At 50.9% G+C, this 17180-nt stretch carries 13 protein-coding genes; 1 reads left to right on the top strand and 12 read right to left on the bottom strand.

Annotated elements, in window-relative coordinates:
• Positions 1–8: 8 nt before the first annotated feature.
• The 7 genes from V3U24_10390 to V3U24_10360 form a co-directional block, all read right to left on the bottom strand.
• Complete coding sequence (locus tag V3U24_10390; GenBank protein MEE9167850.1) at positions 9–2888, bottom strand: M14 metallopeptidase family protein; 2880 nt, start codon at positions 2886–2888, stop codon at positions 9–11.
• Between the two features lie 152 nt (positions 2889–3040).
• The gene (locus tag V3U24_10385; protein ID MEE9167849.1) at positions 3041–3673 is read right to left on the bottom strand and encodes a CoA pyrophosphatase; all 633 of its coding nucleotides are present in this window, start codon (positions 3671–3673) and stop codon (positions 3041–3043) included.
• Positions 3670–5358, bottom strand: coding sequence for a DUF885 domain-containing protein (locus V3U24_10380; protein MEE9167848.1), 1689 nt, complete (start codon positions 5356–5358; stop codon positions 3670–3672). The genes V3U24_10385 and V3U24_10380 overlap by 4 nt, the downstream gene beginning before the upstream one ends.
• Before the next feature lie 153 nt (positions 5359–5511).
• Positions 5512–7524 (bottom strand): M1 family aminopeptidase, encoded by a 2013-nt coding sequence (locus tag V3U24_10375; protein ID MEE9167847.1) that lies wholly within the window; start codon positions 7522–7524, stop codon positions 5512–5514.
• Positions 7525–7698: 174 nt separating this feature from the next.
• Positions 7699–9174 (bottom strand): pitrilysin family protein, encoded by a 1476-nt coding sequence (locus V3U24_10370; protein MEE9167846.1) that lies wholly within the window; start codon positions 9172–9174, stop codon positions 7699–7701.
• Complete coding sequence (locus tag V3U24_10365; protein MEE9167845.1) at positions 9171–10682, bottom strand: pitrilysin family protein; 1512 nt, start codon at positions 10680–10682, stop codon at positions 9171–9173. Before V3U24_10365 ends, V3U24_10370 begins: the two co-directional genes overlap by 4 nt.
• A gap of 66 nt (positions 10683–10748) precedes the next feature.
• Complete coding sequence (locus tag V3U24_10360; protein MEE9167844.1) at positions 10749–11675, bottom strand: NAD-dependent epimerase/dehydratase family protein; 927 nt, start codon at positions 11673–11675, stop codon at positions 10749–10751.
• 75 nt (positions 11676–11750) lie between these two features.
• Between V3U24_10360 and V3U24_10355 the strand changes: the two genes are divergently transcribed.
• Positions 11751–12533, top strand: coding sequence for a lipopolysaccharide kinase InaA family protein (locus V3U24_10355; GenBank protein ID MEE9167843.1), 783 nt, complete (start codon positions 11751–11753; stop codon positions 12531–12533).
• Here the strand turns inward: V3U24_10355 and V3U24_10350 are convergent.
• From V3U24_10350 to V3U24_10330, 5 genes are all read right to left on the bottom strand, one after another.
• Positions 12507–13130: a methyltransferase domain-containing protein gene (locus V3U24_10350; GenBank protein ID MEE9167842.1), complete on the bottom strand. Its 624-nt coding sequence runs from the start codon at positions 13128–13130 to the stop codon at positions 12507–12509. The two genes, V3U24_10355 and V3U24_10350, sit on opposite strands and share 27 nt — an antisense overlap.
• A 41-nt stretch (positions 13131–13171) precedes the next feature.
• The gene (locus V3U24_10345) at positions 13172–14200 is read right to left on the bottom strand and encodes a hypothetical protein (protein ID MEE9167841.1); all 1029 of its coding nucleotides are present in this window, start codon (positions 14198–14200) and stop codon (positions 13172–13174) included.
• Positions 14197–16044: an archaea-specific SMC-related protein gene (locus tag V3U24_10340; protein ID MEE9167840.1), complete on the bottom strand. Its 1848-nt coding sequence runs from the start codon at positions 16042–16044 to the stop codon at positions 14197–14199. Before V3U24_10340 ends, V3U24_10345 begins: the two co-directional genes overlap by 4 nt.
• A 130-nt stretch (positions 16045–16174) precedes the next feature.
• Positions 16175–16555 (bottom strand): hypothetical protein, encoded by a 381-nt coding sequence (locus tag V3U24_10335; GenBank protein MEE9167839.1) that lies wholly within the window; start codon positions 16553–16555, stop codon positions 16175–16177.
• Between the two features lie 106 nt (positions 16556–16661).
• Entirely contained in the window at positions 16662–17099 is a 438-nt protein-coding gene (locus V3U24_10330; GenBank protein MEE9167838.1) for a hypothetical protein, read from the bottom strand.
• Between the last annotated feature and the right edge of the window lie 81 nt (positions 17100–17180).

Here is a 17180-nt window from a genome sequence, read left to right as displayed (position 1 = left end):
TTATAGAGCTATCGCCATTCCACTGTCGGCCTTGAACCAAAGCCGGGTCCCAGAAGAAGGGCATTAAGAAGCATTCGCTCACTTCCGTGGAAGTAGGCCCGGAAGTTTGGCTGCGTGGCAAAGAGGATCATCTGGCCTTTGCCCATGCCTTCACGACTGGCCCAGACGGTCTCGCTCCACCGCTCCCTTGCTTCCGGCCACAAAAGCCCCGATAGTCTGACGAGGTCCCGGTCGGCGAGCCGCCCTGCTACTTCCACACTCCCTTTTGCCAGGTAAGCAAACGACGTGTTCACCGTAACGGGCACTTCATTTCCGCAGCCAAATCCGAGCCAATGTTCCTCGTCAAGCTCCACCTTCATGATAACCCCTTGAGGCGAGAGTTTCCGCGCCAGCTCATCACGCCTCTCAACTTCCGAACGGTCAGGAACAGTCGGAGAAGCCTTTTCCTTTTCTTCTGGCATTTTACCCTCCCATACCGCCAGACTGTCCACCTGGGGCGATTCTGCCTCTTTGGAGGCTCGAAGACCTTCTTCATATTCGGGAAGCTTTTTCAGAACCTGCCGTTTCTGGCGGACGCTACTCAAGCCCGAAGACGTGTCGGCCAAAAAGGCCGTGGCCGATCCCATGGCAACCAGAGTTCCCCCATCTTTTATCCAATCTTTGAGATTCCCAATGCCAACATCGCCCAGAAGTCTTTTGTAGGTACCGGGACCTCCCCACACGGACGGAAGCAGAAGCACATTGTATTTGTCCAGATCTGTACGTGAGAGAGTTGAAATGTCCAGTGTAGAAACAGGAATAGCCATGCGGCTGTCGAGAAGATGCCACACCGCCCCAAACTCATACGTGGAAACGGGACTGCCGCCCACCAGGGCGATACGAGGATGGGTCAGCAATTGAAACTCCCTTCCCCCAAGATCGGGTCCCCCTGTCACCAATCCTTCGTTGATTCCGTACATGACGATTCCCGCATCTTTCGCGATCGTTTCGAGGGCTTCCTCGTCGACCTCGCGATTCGCACTGATCCGAATCAAGAAACTCCCTTTTGGAAACTCGCGTCCCTCCACCTCAAAAGGTTTTCGGGCACACCAGACCTTCACCCCCTTTTCCATCAGCGGGACCAGCGCCATCAGAGCCCGCTCATCGTCGCCGGAGAATAGATAACCGACCTTGGGAGATTTTCCTTCAATGCCCCCCTTTTCCCCGGACGGCAAAAACAGAACTGTTCCCACATCGGGTACCGCTTCGGAAAAATAGGCTTCACTGTCGTAAGCCACCGCCAGGGACCACCCCGTTACATCATAGATTTCGCTGCGCCCGTGCTTGAGGCGGGATTTCCTCTGAGTTTCAAGGAAATCAGTGTTGAAGCGAACATCGAATGTGAGGATAGCCTCCACGAGATTTCGATTGGGTTGATTTAACCAGACGATCAAGGTCCTCTGGGGAAGGGTCAGTTCCCTCGCTTCCGTCCCGTTCGCTGATAGGGCACCTCGCACTTTGAAAGACTCTTTGGACATCTCCACCTCAATACCTTGAAGTGTCAGCACTTCGGCAAATCGTTCCTGCCGGGTCGGATGGGTTCCCGGGGGAAACAGGAAGGCCGCGTTCCTTGTCTTTGTTCTTCCAGCCCCCGATGCTTCCACTTTCTGAGAGTAATAATCTTCAAGAAGTTCCTCTCGGTGATCGGCCGCCGTTTCCAGGTTCGCCAGGGAACTGATAAACTGGTGATGAACTGCCTCGCGGTAGGTCAGGATCGTTCCGTCCGGCCTTTTGACCTGGGAACCGTCCACCCCCGCCTGTTCATACAGAATTCCTACCGCCCCGGTGTAAATAGGCCACGAACTGCCGTATCCTGGATACATTTCTTCATTCCACTCCCTTGTATAATAGCTCCAGCCATAATGATCAAAGGCGGCGGCTTGATCTTTGGCGAAAATGTCCCACCATCTGCGGATATTGTGCGGAAGGAATGGATTAAACGGTTCACGTGGCGGATCGAAAAGGTACGTGTCAAACGCCCCCATTTCATGGCAGTCCACCACAAACTGTGGGTGCCAGCTTAGCATGGCCTTAACCTTTCCCCGCGTTTCCGGATGTACGAGAGCGAACCAATCCCGGTTCAGATCGAACAGATAGTGATTCCCGCGACCCCAGGGCCAGACTCCCCGATGTTGCAGACTCTGAACATCTGTGTTCGGCAAAGCACTGCTGAACTGAGTGAATTGGGTCAGGAATCTTGTGCGTCCGTCGGGATTCTGAAGTGGATCAATGCATACCACCAGATTATTCCGGATTTTCTCGCTCACCTCATCGTTGCCAGCGAGGAGCTGGTAGGCCAATTGAAGGGCGGCGTCGGTGCTGGAGAGCTCGTCTCCATGGATGGCATATCCCATCCAGGCGATGGCCGGGCTAGTCTCGATAATCTTACGGGCAATTTGTTCATTTTTCAGTTTGCGCGGGTCCGCCAGAAGGGTGATGTTCTTTTGAATGATTTCCAGATCCGGGCCATTTCTTTCTGACGTAATCGTCAGGTAAATAAGTTTTCGTCCTTCATAAGTGTGACCGTAGGTATTGAGTGTCGCATTGGGTAGCGCCTCAGCCAAGTACTCGAAATATGATGTTACCTCCCGATGTGTTACAGGTCGGGATCCAAGGGCAAAACCCAGGAATTCATCCGGTGATAGAACATCCGGTTCATAGGTGCCGTCAGAGTAGAATGGAAGATCATAATCCCCCAACCCGGGGGCCGGGTGGGTGCGTACTCTCTGAGCATCCAAATGAATCGAAAGAAATGGTGTGTTGAGCATCACAAGAATTGCGAGAAGCTGCTTCATGATATGGTTTCCTTTCCTGTCCTGGATTATCCGCAGGATCTTGAGATCAGCCACAGAGAACACAGAGAAAATGTTTTCATAACTTTAGGGGTTTTAGATTGACCGCTGGTCTGCCACCTGTCCCTGAAATTCTGTTGGTCAATGTTTCCTTTTTCTAAATCTATATCTATTGCTTTTCTCTGTGACCTCTCTGGTTAATCAAGAGCTCAAGTTAACTGAGTTTCCGACAGGACCTGCCGGAATTCACTGAGAATCATTGCAGTGGCACCCCACACCCTCGCCGGGCCAAAATCAAAAAAGGGAACATCCACTTCTGTTCCTCTTATTGTCTTCCTCTCCCGAAGGATATTTTTCGGCTCCAGAAGCTGATGGGTGGATACAAGGGGAACCGAATCCACTTCAATGGAGTCGCGGGTTATGTTGGGCTCACTGTCCGTCCATGCGACGAACGGATGAACCATAAATCCGCTCACGGCGATAAAAAGCGGTGTGAGCGAACCTAATAAAGCAACACTGTCTGCATCGATGCCGAGTTCCTCGTGGGTCTCCCGAAGGGCGGTTTGCTGAAGCGACTCTTCAGCTTCCTGAGCGCCTCCCGGAAGGGAGATCTGTCCCTGATGGTATTCAACCCTAGAGGAACGCTCGGTGAGGAGGAACAACCAGTTATCGTCGTCCGGAAACAGTAAAATCAATACGGCGGCTGGAGTCGAGTCATCTTTGCTGGTGGAGAACACGGGAATCTCTCTCGGCACTGGTGCCATCTGCTCCTGTGATTTTTTGCCCGGAAGCTCGGCTGCGAGCTGTTTTTGAATGGCTTCTATGAAAGGTGGCTGTTTCAATTCTTCTGTCTCGTCTCCACGTAAGTCATTACTGCATCTTCCAGCAAATCCAGGGGCAAGGCACCATTTCTCAGCACAACATCGTGAAATTCACGAATGTCAAATTCGGTTCCAAGCGACTCTTTTGCCACTCTACGCAGTTCCTTAATCTTCAACTCCCCAATCTTATACGCCAGTGCCTGTCCAGGCCAGGCGATGTAACGGTCTATCTCCACTTCAATATCATGTTCCGTCTTGGCGCTGTTTTTCTTCATGAAATCGATGGCCTTCTGCCGTGACCAGCCAAAGGCGTGCATTCCCGTGTCTACCACGAGCCGACATGCCCGCCACATTTCATACGTAAGCTGCCCGAACTTGGAATAGGGATCCTCATAGAAACCGATTTTTTCTCCCAGACTTTCAGCGTAGAGGCCCCACCCTTCCACGAACGCGGTGAAACCACCCTGTTTCCGAAACTCCGGTGTTTCCTCCAACTCCATGGCAAGAGCAATTTGAAGATGATGCCCCGGAACCGCCTCGTGAAGAGCGAGAGCCTCCATCTCATATTTGGGACGAACCTCAAGGAGATAGGTATTTACCCAAAAGTATCCGGCTCTTGACCCATTGGCAGATGGGGGGTGGTAGTAGGCCGTGGGCGCGGCCGGAGCCTGGTACTCCGGCATGGCCATCACGCCGTAAGGCGTTCGCGGAAGTATCCCAAAGAGTTTGGTCAGCTCGGGATCCGCCCGCTTACAAATATCTCTGTACCCCGCAAGCAGCTCGTCGCGAGATGTGAAGTAGAATTGTGGATCGGTGCGGAGGAATTCGATGAAATCATCGAAGGAGCCCTGGAAGTTTACTTCCCCAATGATTTTCTTCATCTCCCCTCGTATTCGTTTGACTTCCTCAACACCAATCTCATGGATTTCCTTGGCGCTCAAGTCCGTCGTGGTGTGGTGTCTCACAAGGAAATCGTAATACTCTGAACCATTGGGAATCTCGCTGATGGCAATCTCATCGCGGGCAGCAGGGAGGTAATCGTTGACAAAGAAGTCATGAAACTTTCTATACGATGAGAAAATGAGGTCTCGAATGGCCTTGCGTCCCTGATCCTTATACCGTTTTTTTTCCGCCTCTGTCATCTCCTCGGACATTTGCGCAAAGGGGAGATATAGGGGACTCGTTTCTACATCGATATCGAACTGGGCCTTTATCTGCCTTGGGACTGTTCTCAAGACGATAGCTGGTTGCACGATCTGCTCTTTCGCTCCTTCCTTCATAAGTGCTATGGTTTGGTCCACCAAGGTGGGAAAAGCCGCCAGCCGAGAGAGAAAATCGTCGTAGTCCTTCGCATGACGAAACTTCGTCACGTGTACCAGATTAGGTAAATCGATCTGCAGTCCTCCCATTTGATTTACTGGCATGAGGAAGGGGAGGAACTCATATTCTTCCAGGCGCGATTCCAGCTCCTTTCTGAACAGGTCATGATTTAATTGATCGGATTGACTCAATTCGCTCCGGTCAATCGACAGGAGTTTCTCCAGCATTTGTTCACTGTAGACATGGCGGCGTTCAATGGCTTCCATACTTACGTCTTTAAGCCGGTCATTGTACCGCTCATCGCCCAGATAGGTGGCAAACTCGGGGTTTTCGTTCAATCGAGTTTCCCACTCCAGCCGAAAAAGAGTGTGAAGCTCCTCACTCATAGTTAACGCTCTGCGACCACATGCCCCGGTGAGGAAAATCAATCCCAGGACCACTGCAAGTTGTGCTCTAGATGATAGTGGGCCGTACATACTCGATAAAATAATTGTCCATCCGACGCGAGTCAAGGAATCCTGTTTCTATCAAGGCAAGCGCTAACGAATGAGTGCCATTTTTCTCATTTTTTGAGTTTTGCCCCCGCCCCCCGTGTCAACACGGAGCCGGCAGATGTAAATCCCGCTTGCAACCGGTTCGCCATTTCCGTTGCGACCATCCCAGCTCACCACGTGGTGGCCTGGTAGTCCCTCCTGGACCAGTAACCGTGTTACTGCGCTGCCCGCTAAGTCGATAATTTCCAGCGTAACTGCTCCCTCGCGGGTTAATTCATAAGGAATCCTGGTGCTGGAATTAAACGGATTTGGGTAGTTTTGAGAAAGGGAAAATGCTTCGGCCATCCCGGGAGATGCCGGAAGCCCCGCGGCGTATTGCAGTTCTTTCAGGACCCACCCTTCCGGATCAATCTCCAGATGGGTCACTGCCTCATCCAGAACGAACTGAAATTCCTGCGTTTTCAGGCTATCCCATACCACGAAGGTCGTTTCGCCGGACGCCATCGTTAGAACAATGTCCAGCGGCATTTTGAAGAGTGTTGAACCTGTCGATGTCTGGACCAATCTCAAGCTTACAATATGATTCCCCTCACTCGTGGTCTCGTACCAGCTGTATTCGTAGGTAGGCCGAAACCGCTCATAAATCCATTGATGGAAAAACCAGTCGAGATCATCCGCATAGTACGATTCGCAGATCCTGCAAAAATCCTCTGTGGTTGCATTTTCAAATGGGTACTCTTCTACGTATGTTTTCATTGCCTGAAAAAACGCAGAATCCCCCATAACACGGCGCAACATATGAAGCACCCATGCTCCCTTGTCGTATACCGTGCGATTGAACAGGGAATAGATATCTGTTGAATCATAAACGAATACGGACGTAGGAAACAGACCGGAATCCATCCGGTCCATGTAATTGAGATACGCTCCCCGCCCATGGAGAGTCTCCTCCCAGAGAGCCTCCGCGTAAGAGGCAAATCCCTCATTCAGCCAGATATGGGACCACCCTTTCATGGTGATGAGGTTACCGAACCACTGGTGAGCTAATTCGTGTGCGATGATCCAATCGTAGTAATGATTCCCTTGAATCAATCTCGATCCGTAGCTTGTGCACGTTTGATGTTCCATGGCACCGCCCCACGGAAACTCCGCCATCCCGTACTTCTCCTCAATGAATGGATACTGGCCAAAGAGCGACGAATAGTATTCAATCATTGGCACAATAACGGTAAAATCCTCTTTCGCGGCATTCAGATCTTCCGGATAGACGAAATAGACCACTTCCATGGAATCACTTTCGGAATAGTGATAATAATCAGAGAAAGTCTCATAATTAGTAATGGCAAGTGATACCAGGTAGGAGCTGATGGGGTACCGCTCCTTCCAGAAAAACGTTTTCGTGCCGTCTCCGTGGGTTATCTCGCTAATGAGGACTCCGTTTGATGCCACGACGAGCGAGGAGGGCACCGTAATAATCAGGTCTACCGAATCGGCCTTGTCTGCGGGATCATCGTTACACGGCCACCAGGTGGGCGATCCGAACGGTTCGCTCAAGGTTGAGATGATAGGTACACCTTCATGCTCTTCAAACGTAAAGGAATGAAAACCGCCCTCATTCACCGGCTGACCACTGTAATAGATCCTCACGGCAAACGCCTCCCCCGTGTCATGTTTCCTGGAAAGATCAATATTTAGCTTGTTGTCCGCGTGAGAATACGCAAGAAGTGAGCCTTCACTCGTGATCGAATCAACAACCATATTGTTATAGAGGTCGAGTGTTACCTCTTGAAGGTCCGAAACCGTGGAGTGGGCCCGCATTGTCACATCGCCAGCAATGCTTTTTGTCCCCGGATCGATATTGAGGCTTACGCGGTAAAAGGTGACATCAAACCCGGCTTCTTCTCCTTGCAGACCCCTTGACCGGAAGAGCTCCTCCATGCGAAGAGCGCGTGCCCGTTCCATCTTCAGAATCTCCTGGCGCACATCCTGGCCCGACATAAGAAAGGGGCAGATGAGAATCCCCAGGTAGAGTAGCAAACGATACCCTTTGGTGTTCATGGATAGTTCAAGATCGCGCCGGGCAAGACTGTCGTAGTAATCTCTATGACCGGAGAATCAAAAGAGTGGGAAGTGGCCTCAAGAGATCTCTTCCACTTCTGCCGGTCCCATCATACTCATGATCTGATAGCCCAATTCGCGACATGCGGTAAGCGACTTATTCAACAGGTGACCTCATCTGATCAATGAGGACTCGATCGCTTCTGAGGCTTCTTCCTCCGCAGAGGGAATGGTAATATCAATTTCCCGCACATCACTCAATGTCGACAGGGACTGATCAAAGTTCTCCGGGTTCCCCACGGCAAGTATCCGAAGCTTGTCTGGCTGAAGGTATTTTCGGGCGACCCTAAGAACATCTTCTTTAGAGACCTTCTCAATAGTTTCTTTGGTTTTCTCCAGAAAATCTCGCGGATAGCCATAATACTCGTACGTCATGATGCGGTTAACAATTTCGCTCTTTGTGTCGAAGTTGAACACGAAGGAGTTGAGAAAGCTCTCTTTCGCCTGGGCAAGCTCTTCATCGGTGACCGGTTCACGCGCCATCTTCTCCACCTCCGCCCGCATGGCATTGAGGGCCTCCACGGTGGTTTCCGCCTTCGTCTGGCATCCAACATAGAATGTCCCGGGATAGTCATAGTTAGCTCCATAAGCGCCAAATACGGAGTAGGCAAGCCCCATGCGTGACCTCACATTCTTGAACAGGCGGCCTGTAAAGCCTCCACCCAGAATGTCGTTCATGACAAGCAGAGCAAAATAGTCAGGATTGCTTCTCAATCCCCCTATATGCCCCATCATTATATGTGTCTGATTAATATCTTCCTTTCTTACAAGACTGATGGACGTGTCGTAGGTATAGTCTACCTCCGGAACCCGGGGTCTTTTGAATCCCACAGCCTTCCAGTCATCAAATATGCCTTCGATCTTCTTGATCATCGTCCTGGTCTTGAAATCACCCCATATACTGATCATCACATTATCCGGGTGAAAAAACTGCTCATGGAAGAAAACCAGATCATCTCGCGTAATCGCATCAATGGTTGCATATTCCGTATGCCTGGCATAGACACTGCCCGTACCGTAGATCAACTTATTATACTCTCTGAAGGTGATACTGTGAGGATTGTCGTTGCGCCGGGAAATGGAGCTTCGGGATTGAATTTTTGCCAGATGGATTTTTTCCTCGGCAAAAGCAGGATGCATCAGAACATCGGCGAGAATGGAAAGTCCCTTATCCAGGTGCTCTTTCAAAACAGACATGCTGGCATGGCCCGAGGTGAGTCCAATGCCCGTTTCCACGGTGGCCGCAATACTTTCCAGCGCTTCATCAATTTCATCACCTGTCATTGTCGAAGTGCCCCCTGTTCGCATGACCTGCCCCGTGATGGAGCCCAGACCGATTTTTTCCGGTGTGTCGTAGATTGAACCGACTCCGATGCGGGCCGAAAGGTTGATGAGGGGCACCTCATGGTCCTCCACCAGAAACAGGATTATTCCATTGTCTAATTCCACACGCTTAACGTCGGGAATCTTCAGCTTATGGAGTTTAGGATATTTGAGGTCCTTATAGTGCTTCTGGCCCCTCCCAGGAGCCACAAAGGCCAGCACAATAAGGGCTGCGGAGAGCCAGAGTCTAAAACATTTTGTCTTCATGTTCCCACCTCCTCTGTCACCAAGGTTCCCACGGTCTTATTCTTACGGTCAAAATACTCCTTGGCCACCCGCCTGATGTCTTCCTCTGTCAGCTTTTCTATTCGTTCCAATTGACGGAACAGGTTGCGCCAGCCACCGGTGACCACCTCATAAAAGGTGAGCTGGTAAGCCAGGCCGAAATTGGAATTCAGCTGGCGAATCAAGTCCGCTCGGGCCCTCGTCTTGGCTTTTTCGAGCTCCTCAGCGGTCACCAGTTCAGTTTTCATCTTCTCAATCTCGTCGTAGAGGGTTTCCTCGCTTTCCTCATTTGTCTGATCTTTGGCCGGGAACGCATAGAAAATGAACAGTCCGGGGTATTTATCGCCCGTGAGCCCCGTGAAAGCTCCAACGCTGATGGCGATCTTCTTTTCCTTCACCAGGCGTTTATAGAGTCTTGACGTCCGGCCCCTTCCCATCATATCGGTGATGGCGTCAAAAGCTGCGTTATCAGGATGATTAATGTCTGGACGGTGGTAGCCAATGATGATAAGAGGCTGGGCTTGAGCGACCACGGTGCAGCGGCGCTCCCCTTGCTGCTCCGGCTCCACCGTTTCCACCGGTTCAGGCTTTTCACCCTTGCGAAGTCTTCCAAAGTAGGTGTCGGCCATTTCCTCCACCTCTCTCGGCTTCACATCGCCCACGATAGCAATAGTCAAGTTATTGGCGCCATAGTATTTTGCAAACCAAGCTTCTCCCTCTTCCCGCGTAATCGTCTTCAGATCAGACATGTGACCGACCACAGGTTCCCCGTAGGGATGGGCTTTGTAGGCCGTGGCAAGAAAATCCTCCACGAGCCTTCCGATTGGATTGTTTTCACCGAGGCGCCGTTCCTCCATCACCACATCCTTTTCTTTGTAGAACTCCCGAAGAACAGGATTCAGAAACCGATCCGACTCCAGTGACATCCACAATTCAAGCTTGTTGGATGGAAGGCTGTAGAAATATCGGGTGGCATCCGGACCGGTAGTGGCGTTGAGACCCACACCGCCCTGACGGTCGATGGCCTCCTCGAATTCATCGTGCACCAGGTATTCTTGCGCTTCCTGCTGGGCTTTTTCGAACTGTTCTTCGAGCCCTTCTAACCGCCCCTCATTGACCTGATTTCCTTTTCTCCGTTCCTTTTTCATCTCGAGAAAAAGTCTGTCCATCCGGTCCATGACCGCTTTTTCCGATTCGTAATCGTCTGTCCCAATGTTCCGCGTTCCTTTGAAGGCCATGTGTTCAAATATGTGAGCAATCCCGGTGATTCCTTTTATCTCATCAACAGATCCCACGTCCGCGTAGGTAAACAGGGAAACCACGGGGGCCTCGTGTCGTTCCACAACGATAAAGTTCAGGCCGTTGTCGAGAGTAAACTCTGTTACATTTTTCTCGAACGCCTTCAGACTCTGTGCCGAAGCCGTCTGCAGAAACAGTAAACCCACATAGCCCAGGAAAAGAACATTCTGGAATGGTATTCTACGGACCATTATCTTTGCCTCCTTTCTCAATATGAATGGATTATGTTTTCAAGATACACACCGACCGACCGAAACTCAAGAAAGATATGACAGATTCTCGCCATTGAAGGGGACAGGGTCTATTTTGAAATGGGAGAGGAACTCCGAGCCGTCGCACGTATTCCCTTCCATCAACATGGTTATTTGATCCACAGTAATGGGAAATGCGGGAATCCACGCGAAAAGGGAGGCCATAAGTTTCACAGCCCACCCAGGCGCTGGCACTTTCCACTTCTTCTTCCCGGAAGCGTCGGCGATGAGACTAATGATCTCGTGCCAGGTCAGCTGGTCTTTCCCCCCAACGGGGTATATTTTCCCCGTCGATTTCTGATGGTCGAGTGATGCCACTATCCCCTTTGCCAGGTCTTTCACATGGATGGGTTGAAGCTTGAATTTCCCTGCTTTCATAAGATTCAGGCCCGGATGAAACAGTGGCGCCGGCAAAGGAAGTTTGATCATTTTGTCCCGGAGTGTTGTACAGAATTCCGGTTTGCCTACAGGACCGCTGGGATGTGTTGGGTCCCCAAAGAGTGTGGACGGCCGGAAAATTGTCCAATCAAACTTCTTACTCTTCACATATTCTTCAGCAAGGTATTTCGTGTATTGATATTTTGTGCCGTCAGGTCTCACCCTGTTGGCACTCTGGAGAATGAACCGGTTGACGCCCGCACCTAAGGCGCGGTCGGCCACGGCCTTTGCGGCCTGGAACTGGCTCTTCTCAAAAGAGATCCCGCGCCGCCTGAACTCCCGCAGAATCCCGATCAAGTGAATGACAGCATCACAATCAGAGGGCATGGAAAAGTTGAGAGCATCACCACTTACAATCTCTCCCTTAAAGCCTTTCGGTAGTTTCCTTTCGCTGCCTGACCGAACGAGAACCACAGCGTCATGCTCCCGGAGGACCAATTCCTCCAGAACATACCCCCCAACAAATCCTGTGCCACCTGCTACAAACACACGCATCAATGAAACTTAATCTGATTCCTTTTATCGTTCAAGGTTGTCGCTCTCACGCCATATCTCTAAGTTCTGCCTGCCATGACCCATTTTGGCTCATCCGTCTCAATCTATGGAGATCTGCCGGAACCTTTGACCATGAGCGATTTCTCAAACAGAGATTCCATCCTGTCGAAAGCCGAACAGGTGTACAAGACTTCCCCGAATCTCGTCGCCCGCCTCGATTCCACTGAAGGTCCCATCGTGATCAAGTGGTTCGGCTGGCGGCATTCCGTTCACTACTATCTCAGCCCTACGTTTCCCAGCCGGGCCTACGCAAGCTGGTCCGTGGCTCATGCTCTCAAACGTGCCGGTGCACGCACGCCGGAACCTCTTTATGTGTATACGCGCCGCCACATGGGATTTATCAAGGAGAATTTCTCTGTCACTGAGGCCATTTATCCCCACACCCGGCTCCGTCCTCTGTTACTCTCCAACGCTTCGGAAACCTTGTTCAGCACGGCAATCGAGGATCTGGCCCGCAGCCTTGCCAAGATGCATCGAAGGGGAATCCTTCACCGCGATCTCACAACAGCCAACTTTCTCGTTAATGACGCCGGAAAGGTCTTCATTATTGATCTTAACCGCGCCAGACAGTTAAGTGAACTTTCCACTCACCACCGCTTGACCGATCTGGCAAAACTGACATTCAAAACCGCTGAGACGAACCTCACTGAAGAGCTCACACGGCTCTTCTTTGACACCTACACGGCGGAATCCAAAACCTTACCAAACTTGATCCGTCCGTATCGAAATTATCGCGAAAGACTCCTCCGAAGACGCAGACTGAAGAAAAAGCTACGGCAACTTTCCCACAGCAAGTAGATAGACTCGCTGGGCGTGAAGACCCGGTGCTACGGACACCTTTTTCAATATTGTCAGGTCAGCTTTCTGAAGATCAGACTCAAATCCCGATCGGCTCAACATGGTAATTCGTGCCGATGGCGATGAGACCGCCCGGAGGAGTCGATGAAGCGGGTTGGAAAGATATACCGAAATCACAATCCATCGACAGCTCACCCGCCCGAACTCTTTCAAAACCGCCTTCCGCTCCTCCCCTGTATGAATGTGCTGCATGAGCCTAAAGCAAAAAATGACATCCACACTTTTGTCGGAAAAGGGGAGTTTCTCTGCCGCACAGTTTACAGATTCGCCACTCATCCCAAGGGTTTCAGTCATATAGTGGAGAGGCTTGGACCCAAGATCGGCTGAAAGAGGTGTCCCGAACGCCTCCAGCAGACGATGGAACCGGCCGTAACCCGACGGGATGTCAAGAATGGTCCCTGAAAGGTCGTGCTCACGGAAGATCCTCTTCACCAACTTCTGCTCTCTCTGGTCCAGCCACTGTTGGTCCCATGACCGATACCGGTTTCTCGCGTATCGATCAACATCCTGCAAACTCTTCCATTCAGAATAAGCCACTTAACCTAAACGGTAATACCTTGGCCTGTTGTTCTACAATGTTAGAGAGAAATCGACTGTTTCCTTCTTTCCCGATGACTTCCGGCGTATGTAGCAATGACGAAGAGGACCATGACTGCGGCAAGAACGATGAGGGAGCGGATGCGCTGGGGCATCTCGAGACGGGATTCGGCTTCCATGACGTAATCGTTATCAACAAAATCCTCCAGAGAGAATTCCCACCCCAACGTATCCCCATTGAGGGAATCATAATTTCCTGACACCACACTCCCGGGCAGAGTGGCAAAAACCTTGAAGCTATCATCGTCCAGATCCATGGTAATCGTCACTTCCTTCTCCAGAGTATTCATCTGATGCTCCCACGCCACCAGGAACTCCTGCGATGGACCTGACTCCACTCCGTCCATCAAGCTCGAGATCCAGTCCCCTTTGCTCTCCATCCACTCGATTAGTACACTGTCCTCCTCAATCTCTCGAAAAGAGCTCAAAGCTGAATCCAACGCGGCTTCGATTTCCGTTACCAAGAGCGCAGACACCGCTCCGGGGAGCTCCTCCTTTGCACGGTTGAGACCCTCAGACGCAATATAGCGAATAACCTCGTTCTGCCACCCCGCGGTCTCCTCATCGTCAAGCACGTCTTTCAGCGCCGCGTACTTATCCTCCATCTGGCGACCCCGGAATGTATAGTTCAGTCGAAATCTCCTCGAGAAGAACCGGTCTTCCATATCAACAACAAGCGGATGGTGAAGTTTTATTTCACTGGGATAATTGTCCCTGGAAAAATTGGAGGGGAGTTGACCTCCGCGCCGGACATGCCTTGTGGATTCAATGACATACTTCTCGTCATCATCCTCTTCTTCAATGGAACGCACCGTCTTCCATCCCGCCCCCGTGGGGATGACAAAATCGTCGTTGAATAGATCCGTCGAATCACCCCGGGCGGTAAATTTCACTGAGTAGTCGCCCCTCGGGTGAATCTGAATATGGATAATGTTTTCCACACAGGAAGAAAGGGTTAGACAGAGGAGGACAATAAGGAGGGGGTAAGAGGAAGAACTTCGGTGTTTCATCCGAAGCTGTGCGTCAGCTTCAGGCCCGCCTGCTCCTCTTTCGGCACGAGCTTTGTCACCACCGTGTACCCAACCATGTTGGTTATGAAATCCACAATACGGCGAAACCGGGTGGCATCATAGAAGCTGGTTTCATCCGCTATAAAGAAGGGGAAATCGGGAAGATGTTCCTGTTTCCCGGCCAGCATGAGAACGAGTCCTACGGTTTCTTTTTCCCCTCGACTGAGGGAGGCGACCGAGTCCTGGGTCGTTAATCCTTTCTGGCGCCGGATGATCTGCAAATCGAAATTCTCATCAAGAAATATCTTATCAAATACATCGTCGAATTCCATGACGGAATAGACCTGGGTTATCTGCTCGTTGAACCGCTTTCGAACCACCGTTTTGACTTCTTCTTCTCTTCGTGAAACGTACTCCACTGCGCGTTCCAGGAAGGACTTTTCATTCACCAGGTAGTCCACGATAGAGCGCACGTCACCCAGGTCTTCAATCTCAGCCTTGATGGTTTTAATGTTCTCATCCAACCTTGCGATCTCCTCATCCAGCCTCCGGCGTTGGTTCAGCATATTCCGTAGATGACTGTCTACCATGGCCTCCAATTCCTTGACCTTTTCCACCAGTTTCTTCCTTTTGTTAACCTTCACATCCAGCTGTTTTTCAAGGGCGGTAACGTTCTTTTTGTCGGTCACGATACGCTCTACGCCCTTGAGCAATTTCTCTCGCAATTCCGTTTTCACCTGGATGGCATAATGACCCAAGGCATTGTAGTTCCTTTCAAGTTTCGTTTGCTTGTCTTTCAGCTGCTCAAGTGTCTCCCGGAGGTTCTTCTGCTCTTTCTCCAGTGTCTTCTGCCTCTGCCTGAGAAGTTCCGGAGTAATCTCCTGGCCGCAGGTGGGACAGATGTCCTGCCCGTATTCCATATAGTGGATGAGACCACTGTTCGTTTTTTCAAGGCTGTCATTGTTAACGGCTGCTCGGGCTTCTGACTCTGAATCTTTCTGTCGAATCTCGGTGAGCGTCTCCTGAAGTTTTTCCAGTTCGTCCTCGATGTCAGGGTGTTCCCGCTCGAACTGGGAGACTTCCGATCTCAAACGCCTTTCCTTATCTTCGCTGCTTGCGATACGGTTCTTGACTCTTTGGTACTTTCCGTGAATGTGCGCAATTTCGGCTATCAGTTCACTGAGCTCAAAATCCAGTGACGACAGAGTCATGGTCAGCTTCTTGTTCTCAGCGATAGCGTCCATAGATATCTCTGCGACTTTACCGCGTTCCTCCTCGCAACGGGCGAGGTCCTGCTCCTTTTTCTTCAGGTCACCATATAGCGATTTCAACTTTGTCAACGTGTCGTGGTGCTTGCTGAGCTCGTTTTCATTTCCTTCGAGCTCACCTTGAAGATATTCCCCAAAGAGCTGGAAATAGCGGTAATCTGAAAATTCAAGAATGAGGTTTCTAATGGGCCTACCGGATTTGATCCTCGCCAGAAGCTCATTGTCCTCGCTGGCAACCGCAAACAGGCTACATTTCTGCTCCTCCGGATGGATGGCGTCGCCTCCCACCGAGACTGATCCATTCCCTCCAATGATCCGGCGAACCGAATGGCTGTGATCCCACGAAAGCTCAGCCCGTCCTGACTGTTCGAATGCATTCAAAAAATGGCTCTTTTTTTCCAGTTCCTTGCTGTCCATGATGAGCGCCTGTAAACCATGGATGATGGAACTCTTCCCGGCAGCGTTGGGGGCGGAAATGAGGTTCAAACCCTCTTTTAGCACATATTCGTGCCGGCCGACGAGACCTCCAATGTTCTCAAGTACCAATTTCAAATTGCCCGTCCTTACCGTTTTCAATGTGCCTAATCCTCCTTCTTCTTACGCCACTCGGAGAGATATTTCTCCAGAACTCCCCGCAAGCTCTTTTTCAATCCCGGCGAGAGACCCTCGCGCCTGGATCCCTGCTCTTCCTCTTCCTTCAGAAGGGTTATCTCTTCCTGAGCGAACTGAGAGAAAAGTTCAGTTCGATCTTCTCCAGCTCCCCCATGCTCGGAAGATTCTCCTTCGCCAGAGTTTCTTCCTTCCTGGGATAACTTGCCCTCCCCTTTTCCAGTTTCCATTCTGCCGCCCTTCTAATGTCTTCCGGTATTTGCCACTTCCTGAGCTCTTCTGCCGCATAGAGATCCACAAACATGGGGTTGCGCCTTTTTTCCTTCCAGGCCCACATGAGAGCTTTCCCGTCATTCTTCATGACATAAACATTGGCTGCGAGCTTTCCCAAAAACAGGTCCTTACCTCTCCTTCTGTACGCTTTGCGTACTTGCTCACGAGCTTGTTGATTGCTTGTGATCATGATTAGAACAGCCATTTTCGTGACGCAGCGATCCGCCACATGTCACGTGATCTCTATCTTCGGTAAAGGATCAACCTCTCGGAATAATTTACTCAAGAATCCTAAGAATTACACGCGGCTCTTACCCGTCGACCCGGGTAATCTGACGAAGCGCCTTTAGCAACATTCTACGCATCCGGACGCCCTGCCTTTCCCCCGTTACCGCATCAACCGCACCGAAATCATGACCGTCACCTTTCTCGAAATAGCCCACCCAGAAAGGATAGAATGTTTTCTCCCCCATGGTTACGCTCTTTACTGTTGTGACTTCTTTGCTCCTGACGCTCTCGTCAAGAACTCTTCCTCTGTACTCTTCTGACACAATCCTCAAGGCTTCCTCACGATGCAGCTCATGTAGGCAAACCGGATTGTCCACCCTTGAGAGGTAAGTCAGGCCGTCCCCCGAAAAGAGATGTGAATGGCCCGTCAACCCATCAATGGCGATCTTCACGATCTGGTCACGTCCCTTCCGCCTTAATGAGACCTGGAACAGGTAATAGGGTAAAAAGATCAGTTCCATCCGCCTCAAAACTTGTCTGGAAACCCAAGGCCTGTTCCGCCTCAGAGCTTCTTCCGCTTCGCCAGGAGCGATTTGGGGTTC

This window comes from Candidatus Neomarinimicrobiota bacterium, assembly GCA_036476315.1.
In the GTDB taxonomy this organism is placed as follows: Bacteria; Fidelibacterota; Marinisomatia; order Marinisomatales; family S15-B10; genus JAZGBI01.
The sequence above is the reverse complement of the archived record's forward strand: the minus strand, read 5'-3'. Positions and strand labels throughout refer to the sequence as shown.

Coding starts and splice junctions, on each gene's coding strand:
- V3U24_10380 (MEE9167848.1), bottom strand. CDS start 5,358: ATGAGTGAGGAGCTTCACACTCTTTTTCGGCTGGAGTGGGAAACTCGA.
- V3U24_10365 (MEE9167845.1), bottom strand. CDS start 10,682: ATGGTCCGTAGAATACCATTCCAGAATGTTCTTTTCCTGGGCTATGTG.
- V3U24_10345 (MEE9167841.1), bottom strand. CDS start 14,200: ATGAAACACCGAAGTTCTTCCTCTTACCCCCTCCTTATTGTCCTCCTC.
- V3U24_10335 (MEE9167839.1), bottom strand. CDS start 16,555: ATGGCTGTTCTAATCATGATCACAAGCAATCAACAAGCTCGTGAGCAA.
- V3U24_10370 (MEE9167846.1), bottom strand. CDS start 9,174: ATGAAGACAAAATGTTTTAGACTCTGGCTCTCCGCAGCCCTTATTGTG.
- V3U24_10375 (MEE9167847.1), bottom strand. CDS start 7,524: ATGAACACCAAAGGGTATCGTTTGCTACTCTACCTGGGGATTCTCATC.
- V3U24_10360 (MEE9167844.1), bottom strand. CDS start 11,675: ATGCGTGTGTTTGTAGCAGGTGGCACAGGATTTGTTGGGGGGTATGTT.
- V3U24_10355 (MEE9167843.1), top strand. CDS start 11,751: ATGACCCATTTTGGCTCATCCGTCTCAATCTATGGAGATCTGCCGGAA.
- V3U24_10330 (MEE9167838.1), bottom strand. CDS start 17,099: ATGGAACTGATCTTTTTACCCTATTACCTGTTCCAGGTCTCATTAAGG.